Source organism: Mesorhizobium sp. WSM4830 (assembly GCF_055811495.1).
The window spans coordinates 1-18,401 of sequence record NZ_JBVVQI010000004.1; the positions used below are offsets into that span (position 1 = coordinate 1).

The 18,401-nt window shown below is 63.0% G+C and carries 23 protein-coding genes; 8 read left to right on the forward strand and 15 right to left on the reverse strand.

Annotated features, from left to right (window positions below; translation table 11 throughout):
* Window positions 1–107: 107 nt before the first annotated feature.
* Complete coding sequence (locus AC0L2Y_RS06925) at window positions 108–707, reverse strand: tetratricopeptide repeat protein (RefSeq protein WP_473554839.1); 600 nt, start codon at window positions 705–707, stop codon at window positions 108–110.
* 95 nt (window positions 708–802) lie between these two features.
* The gene (gene ykgO, locus AC0L2Y_RS06930; RefSeq protein WP_006327841.1) at window positions 803–928 is read right to left on the reverse strand and encodes a type B 50S ribosomal protein L36; all 126 of its coding nucleotides are present in this window, start codon (window positions 926–928) and stop codon (window positions 803–805) included.
* 232 nt (window positions 929–1,160) lie between these two features.
* On the opposite strand from ykgO, the gene AC0L2Y_RS06935 reads away from it, so the two are divergent.
* On the forward strand, window positions 1,161–1,538 hold the full coding sequence (locus tag AC0L2Y_RS06935; protein WP_473554841.1) for a lysozyme inhibitor LprI family protein: 378 nt from the start codon (window positions 1,161–1,163) through the stop codon (window positions 1,536–1,538).
* A gap of 136 nt (window positions 1,539–1,674) precedes the next feature.
* Here AC0L2Y_RS06935 and AC0L2Y_RS06940 read toward each other — a convergent pair whose 3' ends face one another.
* From AC0L2Y_RS06940 to AC0L2Y_RS06995, 12 genes are all read right to left on the reverse strand, one after another.
* Window positions 1,675–2,751 (reverse strand): 5-(carboxyamino)imidazole ribonucleotide synthase, encoded by a 1,077-nt coding sequence (locus AC0L2Y_RS06940; RefSeq protein ID WP_473554843.1) that lies wholly within the window; start codon window positions 2,749–2,751, stop codon window positions 1,675–1,677.
* Window positions 2,748–3,245, reverse strand: coding sequence for a 5-(carboxyamino)imidazole ribonucleotide mutase (gene purE / locus AC0L2Y_RS06945; protein ID WP_352465749.1), 498 nt, complete (start codon window positions 3,243–3,245; stop codon window positions 2,748–2,750). The genes AC0L2Y_RS06940 and purE overlap by 4 nt, the downstream gene beginning before the upstream one ends.
* Window positions 3,246–3,360: 115 nt before the next feature.
* Window positions 3,361–4,194 carry an anti-sigma factor family protein gene (locus AC0L2Y_RS06950; protein WP_352489297.1) on the reverse strand — a complete coding sequence of 278 codons (834 nt, stop codon included), beginning with the start codon at window positions 4,192–4,194 and terminating at the stop codon, window positions 3,361–3,363.
* Window positions 4,191–4,751, reverse strand: coding sequence for a sigma-70 family RNA polymerase sigma factor (locus AC0L2Y_RS06955; protein WP_473554845.1), 561 nt, complete (start codon window positions 4,749–4,751; stop codon window positions 4,191–4,193). The genes AC0L2Y_RS06950 and AC0L2Y_RS06955 overlap by 4 nt, the downstream gene beginning before the upstream one ends.
* A 25-nt stretch (window positions 4,752–4,776) precedes the next feature.
* Window positions 4,777–5,055 (reverse strand): cupredoxin domain-containing protein, encoded by a 279-nt coding sequence (locus AC0L2Y_RS06960; RefSeq protein ID WP_473554848.1) that lies wholly within the window; start codon window positions 5,053–5,055, stop codon window positions 4,777–4,779.
* A gap of 80 nt (window positions 5,056–5,135) precedes the next feature.
* A complete protein-coding gene (locus AC0L2Y_RS06965; protein WP_352476153.1) occupies window positions 5,136–6,083 on the reverse strand; it encodes a metallophosphoesterase family protein in 948 nt (315 codons plus the stop codon).
* 166 nt (window positions 6,084–6,249) lie between these two features.
* Window positions 6,250–7,455 carry an aminotransferase class V-fold PLP-dependent enzyme gene (locus tag AC0L2Y_RS06970; RefSeq protein ID WP_473554850.1) on the reverse strand — a complete coding sequence of 402 codons (1,206 nt, stop codon included), beginning with the start codon at window positions 7,453–7,455 and terminating at the stop codon, window positions 6,250–6,252.
* Between the two features lie 26 nt (window positions 7,456–7,481).
* Entirely contained in the window at window positions 7,482–7,943 is a 462-nt protein-coding gene (locus AC0L2Y_RS06975; RefSeq protein ID WP_352489301.1) for a RidA family protein, read from the reverse strand.
* Window positions 7,944–7,977: 34 nt separating this feature from the next.
* The gene (locus AC0L2Y_RS06980; protein ID WP_473554853.1) at window positions 7,978–8,772 is read right to left on the reverse strand and encodes an amino acid ABC transporter ATP-binding protein; all 795 of its coding nucleotides are present in this window, start codon (window positions 8,770–8,772) and stop codon (window positions 7,978–7,980) included.
* Between the two features lie 4 nt (window positions 8,773–8,776).
* Window positions 8,777–9,427, reverse strand: a complete 651-nt coding sequence (locus AC0L2Y_RS06985) for an amino acid ABC transporter permease (RefSeq protein ID WP_292655692.1) — start codon at window positions 9,425–9,427, stop codon at window positions 8,777–8,779.
* 1 nt (window position 9,428) lies between these two features.
* The gene (locus AC0L2Y_RS06990; protein WP_473554855.1) at window positions 9,429–10,094 is read right to left on the reverse strand and encodes an amino acid ABC transporter permease; all 666 of its coding nucleotides are present in this window, start codon (window positions 10,092–10,094) and stop codon (window positions 9,429–9,431) included.
* Between the two features lie 67 nt (window positions 10,095–10,161).
* Entirely contained in the window at window positions 10,162–11,043 is an 882-nt protein-coding gene (locus AC0L2Y_RS06995; RefSeq protein ID WP_473554857.1) for a transporter substrate-binding domain-containing protein, read from the reverse strand.
* Between the two features lie 128 nt (window positions 11,044–11,171).
* Here AC0L2Y_RS06995 and AC0L2Y_RS07000 point away from each other — a divergent pair, with 128 nt between their 5' ends.
* Complete coding sequence (locus AC0L2Y_RS07000) at window positions 11,172–11,975, forward strand: IclR family transcriptional regulator (RefSeq protein WP_352666257.1); 804 nt, start codon at window positions 11,172–11,174, stop codon at window positions 11,973–11,975.
* A 51-nt stretch (window positions 11,976–12,026) separates the two neighbouring features.
* On the opposite strand, the gene AC0L2Y_RS07005 is transcribed toward AC0L2Y_RS07000, so the two are convergent.
* Entirely contained in the window at window positions 12,027–12,230 is a 204-nt protein-coding gene (locus AC0L2Y_RS07005; protein WP_023678480.1) for a YdcH family protein, read from the reverse strand.
* A gap of 239 nt (window positions 12,231–12,469) precedes the next feature.
* Here AC0L2Y_RS07005 and AC0L2Y_RS07010 point away from each other — a divergent pair, with 239 nt between their 5' ends.
* The 6 genes from AC0L2Y_RS07010 (at window position 12,470) to AC0L2Y_RS07035 (ending at window position 18,375) form a co-directional block, all read left to right on the forward strand.
* Window positions 12,470–12,649 (forward strand): YdcH family protein, encoded by a 180-nt coding sequence (locus AC0L2Y_RS07010; protein WP_023678481.1) that lies wholly within the window; start codon window positions 12,470–12,472, stop codon window positions 12,647–12,649.
* Between the two features lie 200 nt (window positions 12,650–12,849).
* Window positions 12,850–14,103 (forward strand): flavodoxin-dependent (E)-4-hydroxy-3-methylbut-2-enyl-diphosphate synthase, encoded by a 1,254-nt coding sequence (gene ispG, locus AC0L2Y_RS07015; protein WP_473554860.1) that lies wholly within the window; start codon window positions 12,850–12,852, stop codon window positions 14,101–14,103.
* Between the two features lie 4 nt (window positions 14,104–14,107).
* Entirely contained in the window at window positions 14,108–14,962 is an 855-nt protein-coding gene (locus tag AC0L2Y_RS07020) for a transglycosylase SLT domain-containing protein (protein ID WP_473554862.1), read from the forward strand.
* A 162-nt stretch (window positions 14,963–15,124) separates the two neighbouring features.
* Window positions 15,125–16,321, forward strand: a complete 1,197-nt coding sequence (locus AC0L2Y_RS07025; protein WP_473554865.1) for a phosphoglycerate kinase — start codon at window positions 15,125–15,127, stop codon at window positions 16,319–16,321.
* 140 nt (window positions 16,322–16,461) lie between these two features.
* Window positions 16,462–17,487 carry a class I fructose-bisphosphate aldolase gene (locus tag AC0L2Y_RS07030; protein WP_473554866.1) on the forward strand — a complete coding sequence of 342 codons (1,026 nt, stop codon included), beginning with the start codon at window positions 16,462–16,464 and terminating at the stop codon, window positions 17,485–17,487.
* 150 nt (window positions 17,488–17,637) lie between these two features.
* Window positions 17,638–18,375, forward strand: coding sequence for a DUF899 domain-containing protein (locus AC0L2Y_RS07035; RefSeq protein WP_473554868.1), 738 nt, complete (start codon window positions 17,638–17,640; stop codon window positions 18,373–18,375).
* Window positions 18,376–18,401: the final 26 nt, after the last annotated feature.

Genomic DNA, 18,401 nt, shown 5'->3' on the forward strand with positions numbered 1-18,401 from the left:
GAGTAGGGGAGTAGGGGAGTAGGGGAGTAGGGGCATGCGTTCCACAGTGCAATCTACACCACTGCCATACTGCCTTACTCCCCTATTCCCTTACTCCCTTACCGGTCTCAAATGCCTTCGCCGGCAAGCTCCTCGGAAAGTGCGGCGACCTGGTCCTGGGCGCTGCGCATCATTGGGTAGATGCCGAGAACACGCTGCCAGGCCTCGAGCGCCGACTGCTTGTGGCCGGTTTCGGCCATGATCTGGGCCAGGCCGGACAGCGCGCCGAAATGGCGTGGTTCGAGCTGCAGGGTGCGGTCGATATCCGCCATCGACTTTCCATAGTTCTTCATCATGAAATGAACAGTGGCGCGGCGGTTCCAGCCTTCCGCATAGGTCGGCTGCAACGTGGTCACCTGATCGAGGAAATCGAGGGCAACGTCGAATTTGTGGTTTTCGATCGCCTTCTGCGACCATTGCATCATCAGGTCGATCGAGGCGCTGCCCGACTGGGACCACTCGTTCCCAATGCGCCCGGCGATGCGCTCGGCCGCCTTTTCATTGCGTTCGCGCTTGAGATCGGCAAACAGCTGATCGAGCCGCGCCTGTTTCGTCTTGACGACCGGAGGTGCTGTCGGCGGAGTTGTAGTCGGATCTTCAGCCCAGGCCGGCAGCGAGACAGCGCCGGAAACGAGGAAAGCCGTGAAAAATGCAAAAAGAATCCGCATCGCGGGAATCTAGCCCCCGACGCCGGATCGTCAAACTGAATTTAGCGTGAGAGGCGTATCATGCGAACGGAGGCGCGCAGCCTCCGGTCGAAAACTCAACCTTGGCGCGCCTTGTAGCGCGGAGCGGTCTTGTTGATGATGTAGACGCGGCCCTTGCGACGAACCAGCTGGTTGTCGCGGTGACGCGCCTTCAACGCCTTGAGCGAATTCTTGATCTTCATGGTCTTGCCCGTCGGTCTGGGCCCGGTCCCGGGCCGAATTATTAAGGCGCGCCCACAGACGCGCCTTTGAACTGTGCGTGGCTCATAGACGAGGAGCGTTGCCCATGTCAACCGCAAGCGCGTTGCCTAAACGATACGGCCCGTTTCGTATCATCAAATATCCGCCACTGGCTTGCGGCATTGCACAGGCATGAGACGGCTGGAATGATGCGGTTGCGAATTGGAGATCATCATGCGCCGAATTCTTGTGTCCGCCTGTCTTGTCATCCTCGCGGCAGGCTCTGTTGCTTATGCGCAGGAATGCGACCGCAACGACGACAGCCAGCAGATGATGAACATCTGCGCCGACGCGGACACCAAATCCGCCGACGCCAAGCTCAACAAGGCCTACCAGGATCTCATCGGCGGAAGTGACGCAAAAGCCAGGAAGCTGTTGCAGACGGCGCAGCGCGCGTGGATCGCTTTTCGCGACGCGGAATGCAGCTATTCCGCCGCGGACAGCGAAGGCGGCTCGATCTATCCGATGCTGATATCGGAATGCCTGACACGGCTGACCGACGATCGCACCAAGCAGCTCACCGCCGATTCGACCTGCGCAGAAGCGATGTGAGCTGCGCCAGCCCCGACGAGGACGAGAGCGACGACATCCAGTAAGCGTAGGTTCTAACTTTTTGTTTGAGCATGATCTTTTCCGAAAACCGGATTCCACTTTTCGCTAACGCGGACCTTCGGTTCGGGATCATGCTCTAGCTGCGGCGGCTCACGCGCGTAAAATGGCCCATCTTGCGGCCGGGCCGCGCCTCGGCCTTGCCATAGAGGTGCAGCATCAGATCGGGCTCGGCGAGCAGCTCAGGAACGCGCCGGACATCGTCGCCGATCAGGTTTTCCATGACGCAGTCGAACTGCCGGGCGGGATTTCCCAGCGGCAGGCCGGCGACGGCGCGGATGTGCTGCTCGAATTGCGAGATAGTGCAGGCGGCCTCCGTCCAGTGGCCGGAATTGTGGACGCGCGGCGCTATCTCGTTGGCCAGCAGCGAACCGTTGGCAAGGACAAAGAATTCGATGCCGATGACGCCGACATAGTCGAGCGCCGCAAGGATCTCTGCCGCCGCCGTTTGAGCCGCAGCCGCCGTCTCGGACTTTACTCCGGCCGGCAGCGTCGAAGTGTGAAGAATACCGTTGCGATGGACATTCCAGGCCGGATCGTAGGCGGCGAGCGAACCGTCGCTGCCGCGCGCGGCGATCACCGAAATCTCGCGCTCGAAGCTGACGAAGGATTCCAGGATCAGCGGCACATTGCCCATGGCCTCGCAAGTGCCGGCAAAGCCGCCCGTTTCCATGTTGCGGAAGACACGCTGGCCCTTGCCGTCATAGCCCATGCGGCGCGTCTTCAATATGCCGCTGCCGTTGAACTTTTTCAGCGCAGCCGTCAGTTCGTCGTCATTGTCGACGGGGCTGAAATCCGCGGTCGGTATGCCGATGCCGTTGAGGAATTTCTTTTCCGCCAGCCGGTCCTGCGCTACTTCCAGTGCGCGTGCCGGCGGGTAGACCGGCACCGTAGAGGCAAGTGCCGCGGCGGCCGCGACGGGTACGTTCTCGAATTCATAAGTAACGACGGCACTGGCCGCGGCCAGCTCGCTAAGCGCGGCCGCGTCGTCATAGGCGGCGACGATCTGCCGGTTGGCGACCTGTGCCGCCGGGCAATCCGGCTGCGGCTCCAGCACGACGATGCGGTAGCCGAGGCGGGCCGCGGCCATCGCCAGCATGCGGCCAAGCTGGCCGCCGCCGATGATGCCGATGGTCGATCCTGCCGGCAGGCTCACGGCGCGTCCGTGGGCTCTGCGGCCACCTTGGCGGTCTGCGCGGCGCGCCAGCTATCCAGCCGGGCGGCAAGCTTCTCGTCGCTCAGCGCCAGCACCGCGGCAGCCAGAAGGGCGGCGTTGACAGCGCCGGCCTTGCCGATGGCCAAAGTGCCGACCGGAATGCCGGCCGGCATTTGCACGATTGATAGCAGCGAGTCTTGGCCCGACAGCGTCTTTGATTCCACCGGCACGCCGAACACCGGCAGCGGCGTCATCGCCGCCGTCATGCCGGGCAGATGCGCCGCACCGCCGGCACCGGCAATGATCACCTTGTAGCCGGCCGCCTTGGCGCCCTTGGCGAAGTCGTAGAGTCGATCGGGCGTGCGGTGGGCCGAGACGATCAGGCGCTTGTGCGGAATGCCAAGCGCCTCAAGCGTTTCGGCGGCGTGACGCATCGTCGCCCAGTCGGACTGGCTGCCCATGATGATGGCGACGTCGGCGCGTTGATCGTTCAAGCTTCTGCTCCCCGGCGACAAAGGCGCGCATTAGCGGAAATCGAGGAGAGCCGCAAGGATGGCCGGAAACGGCAAAGCCGCTTGTGGTGGCTACGCAAATGGATAGCGGCGGTGGTCATCGGGCGGCCGCTGCTCGGAAGCGATTGACGAAGTCGTCAAGTTCAGGCCGTTCGGTATCGGAAATCGCCCAGTAAGAAAAGGCACTGTCGCTCCAGTGGACCAGCGAGAAGCCACCAGCAGAAAGATCGACCGGTCCGGCTGTCGAGCCGGTTTCCTCAGGCGCGGCGACGAGGGTGATCAGGTGCTCGCGGTGCCGGTAGACCAGTGCCGGTACTGGCTGGTCGGCGATCACCTCGACCCGGCCGCCGAGCAACGCGAAGCCGTCATTGGCAAGATCGGGCGCCGGTGGCGACAGGCCAACCCTTCCATCCAGCCAGGGTTTGACCGTGTGCCGGTCCGACGAGACGACGTCCACCGGGCTGGCTGCCAGCAGGCTGCGGCGGTGGCCGCTGGCGACCGCGGCGGCAAAGCTGTCGGGCGCCCTGCTCAACATCATCCATTGGGTCGCGCCGCTGGCTAGCACGGCGGTAACGATGATCGACGCCGCCAGCGCGCGCCAGTCGAACGCGCCAAATCGGTGCATCGCTCGGTGCGCCGGCAGCACTCGAGCGGCGGGCGCCGGCGCCGACAGCACTTTCGCCGTACCGGCTGTCCCGATTGCAGCGATGCGAGCCTTGAAATCCTCACGGACATCGGGCCTCGGCAGCCCGCCGACAACGGTCTGCAGCGCAATGATGCGGGCATGCTCGGCGGCGAGCGCCGGATCGGCGGCAATGCGTCGCTCGACGGCCAATGCTGCTGCTGCGTCGAGCTCGCCATCGACCAAGGCATGGATCATCAGCTTCATGCCCGCCGGGTCATCTGGCAGTCCATCGTTGTGCGCGCTCATGGCGCCCTCCCAAGTTGGGATGTCAGCAGGCCGCGCGCCCTCGCCAGCCGCGACATCACCGTGCCTAGCGGGACGCCAAGCAGCGTCGCGATCTCGCGATAGCTGAGGCCGTTGATGTCGCGCAGCACCACGGTCTCGCGAAATTGCTGCGGCAGCGCGGCGATCGCCGCCTCGAGTGCCGCCGTGTCGGCCTTGGCGATCAGGCTTGCCTCAGGACTGTCGGTATCCGGCAGGCCGGCGCCGTACGCAGCCGTCATGTCATCGAGATCGCTCAGGTCGCCGACGGCGACGATACTGCGTGGCCGATTGCGCGCCAGCCAGGAGTAACAGGCGTTCCGCACGATCGCCAGCAACCAGGCGCGCGCATTGCCGCCGGCATAGCCGGCGATGCCCGCATGCGCCTTCAAACACGCCTCCTGCACCACATCCTCGGCGTCGGCGGCGTTGCCGGTCAGCCAGCGGGCAAGCGCAAGCGCATCCGCGAGATGGGGCAGAACCACCTCGCGGAAGCGCTCGGCCGCGGCCTCTTGGTTCAACACCGTCGCATCGCCCGGCATCCCGGGCAGAACCTTCCGAACATCCTCACGGAGCGACGGTGATCCTGCCCTGCATGTGCGGGTGAAGCCCGCAGAAATAGGCATAGTCGCCCACTTTGGTGAAGGTGAAGGCATATGTGTCACCGGTGTCAAGCGCCTTGGAGCGAAACGAGCCATCGTTGGCGACCACCAGATGCGGGATGTCGTCGTCATTCTCGAAGGTCACGGTGGTGCCCTGCTTTACCGTCAGCACCGCCGGTGTGAAGGCAAAGTTCTCGATCTTGACTATTGGCTGGTCTGCCGCGTTCAGTGGCATGGAAATCATTGTCAGGATTGCCGCCAAACCGAACGTGACAGGCGATATGACCAAGAGGCGGGATGGAAAGCGGATCATCGCATTTCCCCTCAGGCCAGCGTGCTGTCGATGATGGCGAGGTCCTGCCCGCCTTGCTTGACTGTCACGCTGCTTGTGCCGAGCAGGCTGCGCAACTGGCCGGCAGGTACCGTCATCGGCCCGGGTGAGGCTGCGGTGCCCGGCGCCGGTTGCGGGAAAGCGGTCGAGCGCGCGGTATGGAAGGTAACGTTGCCTTCGACCTTCTGCATGATCTGGTGGATATGGCCGTTGAGTACGGTGACAGAGCCGAAGCGCTTGAGCAGGGCCAAGGCCTGCGCCGCGTCGTCGGTGCCCCAGCCCCATTCGGGATAAACAGCCCATAGCGGGATGTGGGCAAAGACGACGATTGGCGTCGAGGCGGTGACCGCCTTCAGGTCATCGGCCAACCATGCCAACTGGTCGGCGCCGAGATTGCCCAGCCCGCCAGCCTTCAGATTGACGACGTTGACCAGCCCGATGAAATGGACGCCGTTCTGGTCGAACGAATACCAGCCGGCGCCCTTGGTGCCCTTGCCGTAGCGGTCGAGATAGGCCTGGCCGTTGCCGTCATCGATCAGGTCGTGCTCACCGGGCACATAATGCACGTCGAAGCCTGCGCCGCCGATGATCTGGGCAGCGTTGTCGAACTGCGCGGCTTTCGACAAATGGGTGATGTCGCCGGTGTGGATCATGAAAGCGGGCTTTTGCGGCAACGCCTGGATCTTGCCGATGGCCTCCTTCAGCGTGTCGATGGCGTGCGGGTTGGCAGCCTTATCGAAGCCGATGTGGCTGTCGGAGATCTGGAGGAAAGTGAAACCGGTGGCCAGCGCCTCGGCGGCTTGCGCCGCGCCGAGCAGGCTGAGCGAAACCGGCACGCCGGCCGAAATTGTCCACAGCACTCCCGTGCCGGCCCAGATCATGCATTCCAGTGCATGACGGCGGCTGATGCCGTCAGCTTCATTGTCGTGGTGGTGGGTCATACCGGTCTCCTGCAACGCCGGAAATGGCGTCTGCTTGGGAGACCAATGAGCGGGGTGGTTTATTCCACCCGACGACCAAAAGGTCATTCACAGTGCCGTGATGGCGCACTGGCCCGATGCGAAGCCGGCGCTGGAAGGCGCTGGCTCGACCACGCTCTGCCGATGTCTAGTCAGGCCAGCGCAACGCTCCGGCGGACTGCTTGCGAGCGGGTTTCATCGCATCCGCGGGCCGATCGGCAGCACTCAACATCGCCCGCAGGCGTTCGGCAACGATCTCCGCCTCGCCGGGATGGAGATTGCAGGGATCAAGGAAGAAGTGACCGCGCTCGACCTCGTGGTTGCGCACGATCACGGGCGGCGAACCCGCGGCGAGCGCCGAGGCCAGCCCGGCGGCGGTGAACCGGCTTTCCGGCGCAACAAACACCTGCAGGCGGTCGAGAGGATTTCCGGTCGGATCTGGAATGATGCGTGCCTCGATGCCGGGCAGGCCCTGCAATGCGGTTTGCCACAGATGCAGTGCGGCTTCTTCCCGCTGGCGAATGCCGGCATGGTCGCGCCGCTCCCAGGCTTCCAGGGCCGCCATGGTGCCGGCAATGCTCTCCTTGCCGACCTTCATGGCGCGCGCGACGCCCCGGTTCTGGAGATAGGCGGCCCGCACCAGATCCTTGCGGCCGGCCACAATTCCGCTTGTCGGCCCTGACAGAAATTTGTGCCCGCTGTAGACGACAATGTCGGCACCGCGCGCCAGAAAGCCGCGCAAATCGTATTCCGAGGCGGCGTCGACGATCACCGGCACGCCCTTGGCGTGGCAAATCTCGCAGAACTCCTCGAGCGAGAGCATGCCGTATTGCACGGTGTGGTGCGCAACGACGTAGAGGGCTGCCGCCGTCCGGTCCCGGATCGCCTCGGCAACATGGTAGTCCTGCGTGACGCTGACCGTGCCGGCAGGCACCGCTCTGGCTCCGGCAAGCCGGATCGACTGGTCGATAGGCGCGCCATAGTTGACGATGTGGCCAAGCTGAACGATGACCTCCGATTTGAGGCCCTCGGTGTCGTCCGGCAGCCGCTCGATCGCAAGAAGGCTGGTTCCGGTCATCGCGCCGGCAATCGCCATTGTAATGCCGCTGGCGCAGCACGCGGTGATGAAGCCGGCCTCGCCGCCGGTGAGGCGTGCAATCACAGTACTTGCGGCGCGCTGCAGATCGTCCATCTCGACCCATTGCGAGGCGATTTCCGACATTGCGGCAATCGCTTCCGGTACGATGATCGAAGCGCCGAGCGCCGTCATCGTACCGGAGACATTGATGATCGGGCGAAGGCCAAGCCGTTCGCGGATTGTCGTGTTGGAACGGTCAGCGGCATAGGTCGTCATCTCTGTAGATCCTGTTTCGAAAGATTTCAGGCGGCGATCTCGACGACCGCTTCGATTTCAACTGTGATGTTGCCCGGCAGCGAGCCGACACCGATCGCGGAACGGGCGTGTCCGCCAAGCGTATCAAAGACGGCGGCGAAAAGATCGGAACAGCCATTGACCACCTTGGGGTGCTCGCTGAATGTCGGCGTCGCATTGACAAAGCCCAGCAGCTTGACGACGCGCACGATGCGGCCGAGGTCGCCGGCCGCCGCATGCATGACGGCGAGCAGGTTCAGGCCGGTCAGGCGGGCATGCCCATAGGCCTCTTCAACGCTGACATCCTCGCCGACCTTGCCGGTGTAGAGCGCGCCATCGGCGCGCAACGGCCCCTGGCCGGAGAGGAAGATCAGCCGCCCGCTCTCGGCATAGGTGACGAAGTTGGCGATGGGCTTCGGCGGCTCGGGCAGTGTCAGGCCCAATTCCGCGAGCCGGATGTAAGGCGTCATAAAAGCTCCTTGCGACAGCTTTCGCCGTCCGATGTCAAAAATGCGAGGCGCGAAACCGCGCCAGGAAGCTGCGAAGGCGTTCATTGTCGAACCCTGCCGCCAGAATCTCGGCGGGTGGTCCGACGGCGCTGACACCGCCATCCGCCATGAAAACGATGCGGCTCGATGCATCGCGCGCAAAAGCCATTTCATGCGTGACCATCAGCATGGTCATGCCGTCTTCGGCGAGGCTGCGCACGACCTCGAGCACCTCGCCAACCAGTTCGGGGTCGAGCGCCGAGGTGATCTCGTCGAGAAGCAATATCTTCGGCTCCATCGCTACGGCGCGGGCGATGCCGACGCGCTGCTGCTGGCCGCCGGAAAGCTCGGCCGGCAGACTGTCGGCCTTGTGGGCGAGGCCGACGCGGCCGAGCCAGTGCTCGGCAATGGTTCGGGCCTCGGCATTGGTCTTGCCGCGCACCTTGCGCAGGCCAAGCATGATGTTGCCGGCCGCAGTCAGATGCGGAAACAGATTGAAGCTCTGGAACACCATTCCGGTCTCGGCTCGCATCGCCGCCAGGTCGCGCTCGCTGCGTCGCTGGCGTGTTCCCGTCTCGCGATAGCCGACCTCCTTGCCATCGATGCGGATCGAGCCGCTGTCGTAGCTCTCCAGGAAGTTGACGCAGCGCAGCAGCGTGGTCTTGCCGCTGCCGGAGGGGCCGATGACAGTCACCACCTCGCCGCGTGTCACCTTGAGGCTGACGGAGCGCAGGACCTCGACGGATCCAAAGGCTTTGGAAACCTCGGAGACATCGAGAAGCGCCGGATTCTGGTGCGAGGCGTTGGACATCTTGCTATTCCCGGATGAAGGAGAAACGCCGCTCCAGGCGCCGGCTGGCCAAGGAGAGGGCGTAGTTGACGGCGAAGTAGACGAGCGCGCCGAGGATGTAGAGCGGCATTGCCTCATAGGTGCGGCCGATGACCTGGTTGATCGCCTGCATGAGGTCGGTGATGCCGAGCAGCGAGACCAGCGCGCTGCCCTTCACCGCGTCGGTGACGCCATTGATCCAGGGTGGCAGGAAGCGCCTGAACGCCTGCGGAAAAATGACGTAGGCCAGCCGTTGGCGAAAGGTCAGTCCGATCGCCATCGCCGCCTCGGACTGACCCTTGGGAATCGAGCCGACGGCGCCCCTGAGATATTCGACGACCTGTGCGGTCTTGAACAGGGTGAGGGCGAGTACGGCCGCCCAAAAGGATTCCAGATGCAGCCCCACCGCCGGCAGGCCGTAGTAGACGAAGAAGATCAGCACCAGGATCGGAATGCCGCGTATGGTGTCGCTGAAGATGCGCACTGCCCAGCGCAGCGGAGCAGGACCATAGACAAGGCCGACGCCCATCAGCACGCCGGCGATGAGCGATAACACCACGACCAGCAGCGACACCCACAAGGTTACGGCAAAGCCTTCGGCGAGGAACGGCAAGGCATAGATGATCTGGCTCAGCATGTCAGCGCGCCGCCTTGAACCGGCGCTCGACGAGCCGCAGCGCGAAAAGCAGTGCATAGCCGGTCAACAGGTACATCGCCGTCACCACCAGATAGACCTCGACAATGCGGAACGTGTTGAAGTTGATCCACTGGGCGCCATAGGTGAGCTCGGGTACCGAGATGACCGACGCCACGGACGTGTCCTTGAAGAGCGATATGAATGTGTTGGAAAGCGCCGGCAGGGTTATGCGCAGCATCGTCGGCAGACGCACATGGAGCAGCCTTTGCCATGGCGTCAGGCCGATTGCCTTGCCGGCGTCGAGCTGCCCCCGCGGCACCGCCTCGAGCCCCGAGCGAAACACCTCGACCAGGTAGGCGCCGCTGTAGAGCGACAGCGTGGCAATAAATGAGGTTTGCGCGCTGTAGGCAATGTCGACCACCGTCGGCAGCCCGTAGAAGACCAGATAGACGAGCAGGATCAGCGGCACGTTGCGGATGAACTCGACATAGCCCGCGATGATGGTCCGCACCGCACGTCCGGCCGATACGTACCAGACCGCCAGAACGAGCCCGATGATGATACCGATCGCGATCGAGATGACGGCCAGTTCGAGGCTTAGCAGCAGTCCGCCCCAGAGCTTGTCGAAATGCCGCCAGATCAGGTTGAAGTTGAGGGTATAACCCATGCGTCCTCGTCATGGAGGGCTGTGATGCGAGGGAGGCGGAAGGACGTTGTCCCTCCGCCTGCTTGCATCAGATGACCGGGAAACCGGGATGGCGCGCCGGCGGCTCCTGTCCGAAATAATCCTTGAACGCAGAGTCGTAGAGTGCCGTTTCATGGCCGAACATGGCGATGGTGAAGGTCTGGTTGACGAAGGTCAGCCAGTCGAGGTCGCCCTGCCGCAGCGCGGCACCATAAAGCATCGAGAACCAGCTCTTGCCGGCATCGAAGTACTTATCCGGATTGCGCGAGGCGAGCCAGCGCACCGTCGACAGATCGACCGCGGCGGCGTCGACGCGCTTCGATTCCAGTGCCTGCAGCACATTGGCCTGCGTGTCTATCTGCATCACCTGCGACTCCGGCAGTACGATATGCACGTTTGCCTCGGCATCGACGTTTTGCAGGATGGAAATCCGGGTCGCCGAACCCCCGGCAAGCAGCTTGTCGAAGGTCTTGTTTTCGGCGTTCGGAAGGGTCAGCAAGGCGATGCCTTCGACGTAGTAGGGCCTGGAGAAGTGGATCAGCTGCGAGCGCTGGGCGGTCATGGTCATGAACTGGATGGTGATGTCGACCTTGTTGGTGGTCACGTTCGGAATGCGCTGAGCCGGATCCTGCATGACGAATTCGACTTTGGTCGGGTCGTCGAAAAGCCCCTTGGCGAGAATGCGACCCATGGTGATGTCCATGCCCACTAGTTCGCCGGCGTCGTTCTCGAAATGCCAGGGCGCATTGGTACTGCCGGTGCCGACGATCACCTTGCCGCGCTCGAGGACGGTGCGCAGCAGGCTGTCCGGCGCTGCCTGGGCCGCCGCTTTCCGAACGTCGACCGCGGTGGCGGCGCTCATCACTCCGGCCGTTGCAAGCCCGGCCATTCCCAGTTTCAGAAATTCACGCCTTTTGGATGTGTCGTTCACGGCGACCTCCTTTCGTGTTGTGTTCCCCTTTGGACCAGCAGTACAGGCATCGGTTGCAACTGACCTCGTTGTCCCTTACAAGAGACGCCTGTACTCTGTACAAGACAGATTAACATCAGGGATCGATAATGCAAGATGGCAATGCCTTGGCCGCTCGACCGGACGCCGGTCTGGACGAAGACAAGAACTCGGGCTCTCGGGAGAAGGGTCTCAACCGGGTCCTCCAGATCCTGGAGTTTCTCCACACGACCCAGCGTGCGATCGGCATTGGCGACCTTGCCAAGGGGGTAAACGCGCCGCGTTCGACGACTTATACGCTGGTGCGCTCGTTGGTCGACGCAGGCCTGCTGGAGATGGCCGGAGACGGCAATCGGGTCTATTTCGGAAAGAAGCTTTATCTCTATGGAATGGACTATGTGCGGGGCAACGACCTGCTCAGGCGAGGGCGCCAGGAAGTCGACCATCTGTCGCGCGAGACCGGCGAGACCTCGGAGCTGTGCATGCTGCAAAGCGGCCGTTACACCATCGTCCATTCAAGCCCGGGAACGAGGCCATTCCGGATCAGCTCGGCGACGGGTCTGCAAATACCGCTTCCCTGGACAGCTTCCGGGCGGCTGCTCCTCGCCGGGTTCGACAGGGCGGCGATCGAGGATATGGTCTCGGAAGACGATCTCGTACTGCCGGACGGCCGCAGGTTGAGGCTCGACGATTTCATAGCCGACATTGCCGTCGCCAAGTCGGCCGGCTACTGCGTCACCTCCGGCCTTGTCGATGCCTATACGAAATGCCTGGCCGCGCCGGTTTTTTCAGCGCCGGGCAGGGTCGAGGCGACGATGTGCTTGGTGGTTCCGATCGATACTTCGAGCGAAAAGACCGACGATCTGATAGCGTTGTTGCGCGAGCGCGCCGCACGGCTTTCGATCGCGGCATAGCCGCTTTTCCAGCAGGCCGGCGCCGGCGTTCGTTCAAGCAATGGCGTTCGTTCAAGCAATAATGTCTGGAATGATCTTGTCTTCCAGCGCCATCAGCCTGTCCTTCAGGAAAAGCTTCTTTTTCTTCATGCGCTGGATCTGCAGCGGGTCGCAATTCATGGCGATCATCGCATTGATGGCCGCGTCGAAATCGGCGTGCTCCTGCTTCAGTCGGGAATATTCGAGGCGGATATCTGCCTGTTCCTGATCGGACATTTTTACCGTCTGCACGTCTGCGGCGCCCAAACTATGGGCCTGATTGGGCGGGACCGGGGTCTTCTTGCACCGGCGCGCAGCCCATACCACATTTCATATTGTCGTGGAATGCTACCACGCAGCATTCGACATCGGTGTTCGATGGTGGCAGACTGTCATTATGCCGTCACAGAAGCGAGCCTGCGGTGGACGCGCCTTGACGGCTGCAATCGAGGAAACCATGAAAGGGAGAACCAATCATGTCTCTTGCATCCCATCTTGATGAGCTGCAGCGGAAACACGGCGACATCGAACGGGAAATCGACGATGCGATGACCCATCCATCGGTAGACGACCTCGAAATCGTGAATCTCAAGCGGCGCAAGCTGGCGCTCAAGGACGAGATTGAAAAACTGAAGGCGAAACCGACGACGCACTGAAGCCCTTCCAGGACTAGCAGCGCCGCCCGGCGCGCGATCTTTCCGGTGGCATTGCTATGCTGCCGGAAACACTCGTGGATTTGCGGCAAGCTGCCGTCTTGTCATTTCCGATTTGCTGGGCCTTCGCGCCAGTCGCCATTGACAAGCCATCTTTGCTCCTCCACCTCATGCCCGGACCTTCAAGATTAAAGGCAGCCGGCATGACCGGATATTTTTCCTCACCCTTCCCACGCCGCAGGTCGGTCGGTGTCGATGTCGGCGGCGTGATTGTCGGCGGCGGCGCGCCGGTCGTCGTCCAGTCGATGACCAACACCGACACGGCCGATGTCGATCAGACGGTCGCGCAGGTGGCGGCGCTGCATCGCGCCGGCTCCGAGATCGTGCGCATAACCGTCGATCGCGACGAAAGCGCTGCCGCCGTGCCGGCCATCCGCGAGCGGCTGGAACGGCTCGGCATCGACGTGCCGCTGGTCGGCGATTTCCATTATATCGGCCACAAGCTGCTGGCCGATCATCCGGCCTGCGCCGAAGCACTGGCCAAATACCGTATCAACCCCGGCAATGTCGGATTCAAGGACAAGAAAGACCGGCAGTTCGCGGCGATCGTCGAGATGGCGACCCGATACGACAAACCGGTGCGCATCGGCGTCAACTGGGGCTCGCTCGACCAGGAGCTGCTGACCCGGCTGATGGACGACAACCAGGCCCAGGGCTTTCCGCTGACCGCCCAGGAAGTGACGCGCGAGGCAATCGTGCAGTCGGCGATCCTGTCGGCCGAAATGGCTGAAGAGATCGGCCTTGCCCGCGAGAAAATCATCCTGTCGGCCAAAGTTAGCGGCGTGCAGGATCTGATCGCCGTCTACACCGAGCTTGCCACCCGTTCCGACCATGCGCTGCACCTCGGCCTGACGGAGGCGGGCATGGGCTCGAAAGGCATCGTCGCCTCGTCCGCGGCCATGGGCATCCTGCTCCAGCAAGGCATCGGCGACACCATCCGCATCTCGCTGACGCCGGAGCCGAACGGCGACCGCACGCGCGAGGTGCAGGTATCGCAAGAACTGCTGCAAACCATGGGCTTCCGGCAGTTCGTGCCGATCGTCGCCGCCTGTCCCGGCTGCGGCCGCACGACCTCGACCGTGTTCCAGGAGCTTGCCCAGAACATCCAGGCCGACCTGCGCAAGAACATGCCGGTGTGGCGCGAACAATATCCCGGCGTCGAGAACCTCAAGGTCGCGGTGATGGGTTGCATCGTCAATGGTCCGGGCGAATCCAAACATGCCGATATCGGCATTTCGCTGCCCGGCACCGGTGAGACGCCGACCGCCCCGGTGTTCGTCGACGGCAAGAAGGCGGCGACGCTGCGCGGCCCGTCGATCGCCGCGGATTTCGAGAAAATGGTTTCCGACTACATCGAACGGCGGTTTGGGCAACGCGGCAAAGCCGCGGCGGAGTAGTTCGATGCGGCGTTTGCTTGGGGCGACGCTGGTTGTCATTTCCGGGCTGGGCTGGGCGACAGCCGTCCAGGCCGATCCGCCGCGGCCCGCCAAGCAGAAGCTGATCGATCGAGTTTGCGATCTTATCGAGACGCATGCCGACCAGAACGGCCTGCCCCGGGATTTCTTTGCCCGGCTGATCTGGAAGGAAAGCCGTTTCGATCCCAATGCGGTCAGCCCCGTCGGCGCGGAGGGTATCGCCCAATTCATGCCGGGCACCGCCAAGATGCGCGGGCTCGCCAATTCTTTCGACATCGAACAGGCGATCCCGGCCTCGGCAAAATACCTTGCCGAAATGAAATCCGGTTTCGGCAATCTCGGCCTCGCCGCCGCAGCCTACAATGCCGGCGAGAGCCGGGTGACGCGCTGGCTGAATTCCGGCGGATTCCTCCCGTTGGAGACCGAAAGCTACGTCCTGGACGTCATGGGCGAGCCGGCCGACAAGTTCACCGATGCCGCCTATGCCGGCGTCATCCGGCCGCTCGACAAGAAGGCGAATTTCGCTGCCGCTTGCCGCGAGCTGCCGGTGATCATGTCCAGAACCGTGCCGATGTCGTCGATCAACATCAAGCCGTGGGGTGTGCAGGTGGCCGGCAATTTCCGCCGCGCCGCGGCGCTCAATCAGTGGCTGAGAGTGAAAAGCCGGTTCCCGGCACTGCTTGCCGGCCACGATCCGGTGGTCAGCCGGGTACGCACCCCGATCGGCAGGCGCGGCATCTATGCCGTGCGGATCGGCGCCGATAGCAGAGCCAAGGCCGACACGATCTGCGACAAGCTGCAAAGCGTCGGCGGCGCCTGCATCGTGGTACGCAACCGGTAAAGCCATATGTCGGCGCGTTTTGCGCCATTGCTGCCCATCTCGCTCCCCGTGGGCACTTCGTCCTCGACACGTGAATCATATTTTCGGTGAACCGTTAGGCAGGTCTTGCATCGTCGTCGATGCGGGGTAAGGTCCCCGCGATTTTTCGCGAAAGGGATCAGCATGGCCGGCTTCAAGACACTGGACGACATCGGCAATATCAGCGGCAAGCGTGTGCTGGTGCGTGTCGACCTCAACGTTCCCGTCACCGAGGGCAAGGTCACCGACGCCACCCGCATCGAGCGCATTGCCCCGACCATTGCCGAGCTCTCCGGCAAGGGCGCCAAGGTCATCCTGCTTGCCCATTTCGGCCGGCCCAAGGATGGACCGACGCCGGAATTCTCGCTCGAACCGATCGCCAAGGCGACGGCGGACGTGCTCGGCCGCCCGGTTGGCTTTGCCGCCGATTGCATCGGCGACAAGGCGGCGAGCGCCGTCGCCGCCATGAAAGGCGGCGACGTGCTACTGCTCGAGAACACCCGCTTCTACAAAGCGGAGGAGAAGAACGACCCGGCCTTCACCGAAAAGCTCGCCGCCAACGGCGACATTTTCGTCAACGACGCCTTCTCCGCTGCGCACCGCGCCCATTCGTCGACGGAAGGGCTGGCGCATGTGCTGCCGGCCTTCGCCGGCCGTACCATGCAGGCCGAGCTCGACGCGTTGGAAAAGGGTCTTGGCAATCCCGTCCGTCCGGTTGTCGCCATCGTCGGCGGGGCCAAGGTCTCGACCAAGATCGACCTGTTGATGAACCTGGTGAAGAAGGTCGACGCGCTGGTCATCGGCGGCGGCATGGCCAACACGTTTCTGGCGGCACGCGGCACCGACGTCGGGAAATCCTTGTGCGAGCATGATCTCGCGACCACCGCCAAGCAGATCATGATCGAGGCGGCCGAGGCCGGCTGTGCCATCATTCTGCCCGCCGACGGCGTTGTCGCCAGGGAGTTCAAGGCCGGCGCCGCCAGCGAGACCATCGCCATAGCAGACGTGCCGGCTGACGGCATGATCCTGGATGTCGGTGCGAAAACCGTGAAAACCATTGCCGAATGGATCGACCGCGCCGCGACGCTGGTCTGGAACGGGCCGCTCGGCGCCTTCGAGATCGAGCCATTCGACCACGCAACGGTGGCGACGGCCAGGCACGCGGCAGCGCGCACCAAGGCCGGCAGACTGGTCTCGGTCGCTGGCGGCGGCGACACGGTGGCGGCGCTCAACCATGCCGGCGTCAGCGATGATTTCACTTATGTATCGACGGCCGGCGGCGCTTTCCTCGAATGGATGGAAGGCAAGCCCTTGCCCGGCGTCGATGTCTTGAAGCGCTAACTGCGGCAGTAATGGCAGTGCGAAGGAGTGCGCCCGCGACTTTCAATCGATTCGCGCTTGTTTGACGAAATGGTTCGACTTGAACCTGCGTTGCTCTGGTGGTCTGCTGGGCGCGGATCAATTCTTTCAGGAGAAGCACGATGAGCGAACGTCTCGAGGACATTGCCGCCGCGATGGTGGCCAATGGCAAGGGCCTGCTGGCTGCCGACGAGAGCTCCGGCACCATCAAGAAGCGCTTCGACGTCATCGGCGTCGAGTCGACCGCCGACAGCCGTCGCGACTATCGCGAGATGATGTTCCGCGCCAGCGATGCAATGACCAAGTACATTTCCGGCGTCATCCTCTATGACGAGACCATTCACCAGAAGGCCGCCGACGGCACACCGCTGGTCGACATCATCAAGGCATCAGGCGCTATCCCCGGCATCAAGGTCGACGCCGGCGCCAAGCCGCTGGCCGGCTTTCCCGGCGACACCATCACCGAAGGCCTGGACGGCTTGCGCGAACGCCTCGCCGATTACTACAAGCTTGGCGCCCGCTTCGCCAAATGGCGCGCGGTGATCGACATCGATGTTGCCAAGGGCGTGCCTTCCGCCACCTCGATCGGCTCGAACGCCCATGCGCTCGCCCGTTACGCCGCGCTTTGCCAGGAAGCCGGCATCGTGCCGATCGTCGAGCCGGAGGTGCTGATGGACGGCGCTCATGACATCGACACTTGCTACGAGATCAGCAAGGCGACACTGACAAAGTTGTACACCGAGCTCTATGCGGTCCGCGTCGTGCTCGAAGGCACCATCCTGAAACCGAACATGGTCCTCGCCGGCAAGAAATCGGGCAAGGTCAGCAGCCCCGAGGAAGTCGCCGAAAAGACCATAAAACTGTTCCGCGAGACGGTGCCAGCCGCGATCGGAGGCATCGCCTTCCTTTCGGGCGGACAATCGGACGAGGAGGCGACCGCCAACCTCAATGCCATCAACGCCATCGGCCCGCATCCGTGGAAGCTGACCTTCTCCTACGGCCGCGCCTTGCAGGCTGCCCCGCAGAAGGCCTGGGGCGGCAAGGCGGCAAATGTCGCCGCCGCGCAGGCGGCCTTCGCCCATCGCGCCCACATGAACCATCTGGCAGCGCTTGGACAATGGCAACCGACGCTTGAGCAAGCCGCCTGACCGACAACATCTTGCGTTCTCCCGGCCCGGGCCACGTGCCCGGGTTTTTGTTTGAAAGCAGCAAGGGCTGCAATTTCTTGCAACTGAAATGCAGCTCGGTGTCGGCATTCGTCGCTGCCGAACGTCCTCCGTGAAAAGAGGAGCAGACCGATGCCGAACAACAAGACCGTTTCGCAGGAAGAGTGGTTTCAGGCGCACAAGGCGCATCTGGCGCGCGAAAAGGAATTGACGCGCTTTCGCGACCGCGTCGCCGCAGAACGCCGCGAACTGCCGTGGCTGAAGATACGCAAGGACTACGTCTTCGAGACCGAGCAAGGGCCAAGGAAACTGCCCGACCTGTTTGGCGGCAACAGCCAGCTGATCGTCTACCATTTCATGTTCGGGCCGGGCGCCGATTATCGCTGCGAAGGCTGCTCATTCCTTGCCGACCATATCGACGGCGCCAACCAGCATCTCAGGCACCACGATGTCTCACTTGTCGTGGTAGCGCGGGCGCCATTGGCCGAATTGCTGCCCTACAAGCAGCGCATGGGCTGGAAATTCGACTGGGTGTCGTCCTACGCCTCGGACTTCAACTTCGACATGCAGGTGTCATTCACCGACAAGCAGGTCGCGGCCGGCGACACGACATACAATTTCGAGCGGCGTGCGCGGAGATCGAAGGACCTTCCCGGCACCAGCGTGTTCTATCGTGACGAGAAAGGCGACATCTTCCTGACTTTTATCGCGCGCTCCAGAGGCGGCGATCCGCTGATCGGCGCCTATCACTATCTCGACCTGACGCCGAAGGGCCGCAACGAAACTGGCCCGCATCATAGCCTCGTCGACTGGGTGCGGCTGCATGACGAGTACGAAGACCGATCCGGGACGCATGACGGCTGCCATTGAGGCGACAAGGATGTCGCTGCAAGGTC

Coding starts and splice junctions, on each gene's coding strand:
- AC0L2Y_RS06925 (WP_473554839.1), bottom strand. CDS start 707: ATGCGGATTCTTTTTGCATTTTTCACGGCTTTCCTCGTTTCCGGCGCT.
- ykgO (WP_006327841.1), bottom strand. CDS start 928: ATGAAGATCAAGAATTCGCTCAAGGCGTTGAAGGCGCGTCACCGCGAC.
- AC0L2Y_RS06935 (WP_473554841.1), top strand. CDS start 1,161: ATGCGCCGAATTCTTGTGTCCGCCTGTCTTGTCATCCTCGCGGCAGGC.
- AC0L2Y_RS06950 (WP_352489297.1), bottom strand. CDS start 4,194: ATGAGCGCGCACAACGATGGACTGCCAGATGACCCGGCGGGCATGAAG.
- AC0L2Y_RS06955 (WP_473554845.1), bottom strand. CDS start 4,751: ATGCCGGGCGATGCGACGGTGTTGAACCAAGAGGCCGCGGCCGAGCGC.
- AC0L2Y_RS06960 (WP_473554848.1), bottom strand. CDS start 5,055: ATGATTTCCATGCCACTGAACGCGGCAGACCAGCCAATAGTCAAGATC.
- AC0L2Y_RS06965 (WP_352476153.1), bottom strand. CDS start 6,083: ATGACCCACCACCACGACAATGAAGCTGACGGCATCAGCCGCCGTCAT.
- AC0L2Y_RS06970 (WP_473554850.1), bottom strand. CDS start 7,455: ATGACGACCTATGCCGCTGACCGTTCCAACACGACAATCCGCGAACGG.
- AC0L2Y_RS06975 (WP_352489301.1), bottom strand. CDS start 7,943: ATGACGCCTTACATCCGGCTCGCGGAATTGGGCCTGACACTGCCCGAG.
- AC0L2Y_RS06980 (WP_473554853.1), bottom strand. CDS start 8,772: ATGTCCAACGCCTCGCACCAGAATCCGGCGCTTCTCGATGTCTCCGAG.
- AC0L2Y_RS06985 (WP_292655692.1), bottom strand. CDS start 9,427: ATGCTGAGCCAGATCATCTATGCCTTGCCGTTCCTCGCCGAAGGCTTT.
- AC0L2Y_RS06990 (WP_473554855.1), bottom strand. CDS start 10,094: ATGGGTTATACCCTCAACTTCAACCTGATCTGGCGGCATTTCGACAAG.
- AC0L2Y_RS07000 (WP_352666257.1), top strand. CDS start 11,172: ATGCAAGATGGCAATGCCTTGGCCGCTCGACCGGACGCCGGTCTGGAC.
- AC0L2Y_RS07005 (WP_023678480.1), bottom strand. CDS start 12,230: ATGTCCGATCAGGAACAGGCAGATATCCGCCTCGAATATTCCCGACTG.
- AC0L2Y_RS07010 (WP_023678481.1), top strand. CDS start 12,470: ATGTCTCTTGCATCCCATCTTGATGAGCTGCAGCGGAAACACGGCGAC.
- ispG (WP_473554860.1), top strand. CDS start 12,850: ATGACCGGATATTTTTCCTCACCCTTCCCACGCCGCAGGTCGGTCGGT.
- AC0L2Y_RS07020 (WP_473554862.1), top strand. CDS start 14,108: ATGCGGCGTTTGCTTGGGGCGACGCTGGTTGTCATTTCCGGGCTGGGC.
- AC0L2Y_RS07025 (WP_473554865.1), top strand. CDS start 15,125: ATGGCCGGCTTCAAGACACTGGACGACATCGGCAATATCAGCGGCAAG.
- AC0L2Y_RS07030 (WP_473554866.1), top strand. CDS start 16,462: ATGAGCGAACGTCTCGAGGACATTGCCGCCGCGATGGTGGCCAATGGC.
- AC0L2Y_RS07035 (WP_473554868.1), top strand. CDS start 17,638: ATGCCGAACAACAAGACCGTTTCGCAGGAAGAGTGGTTTCAGGCGCAC.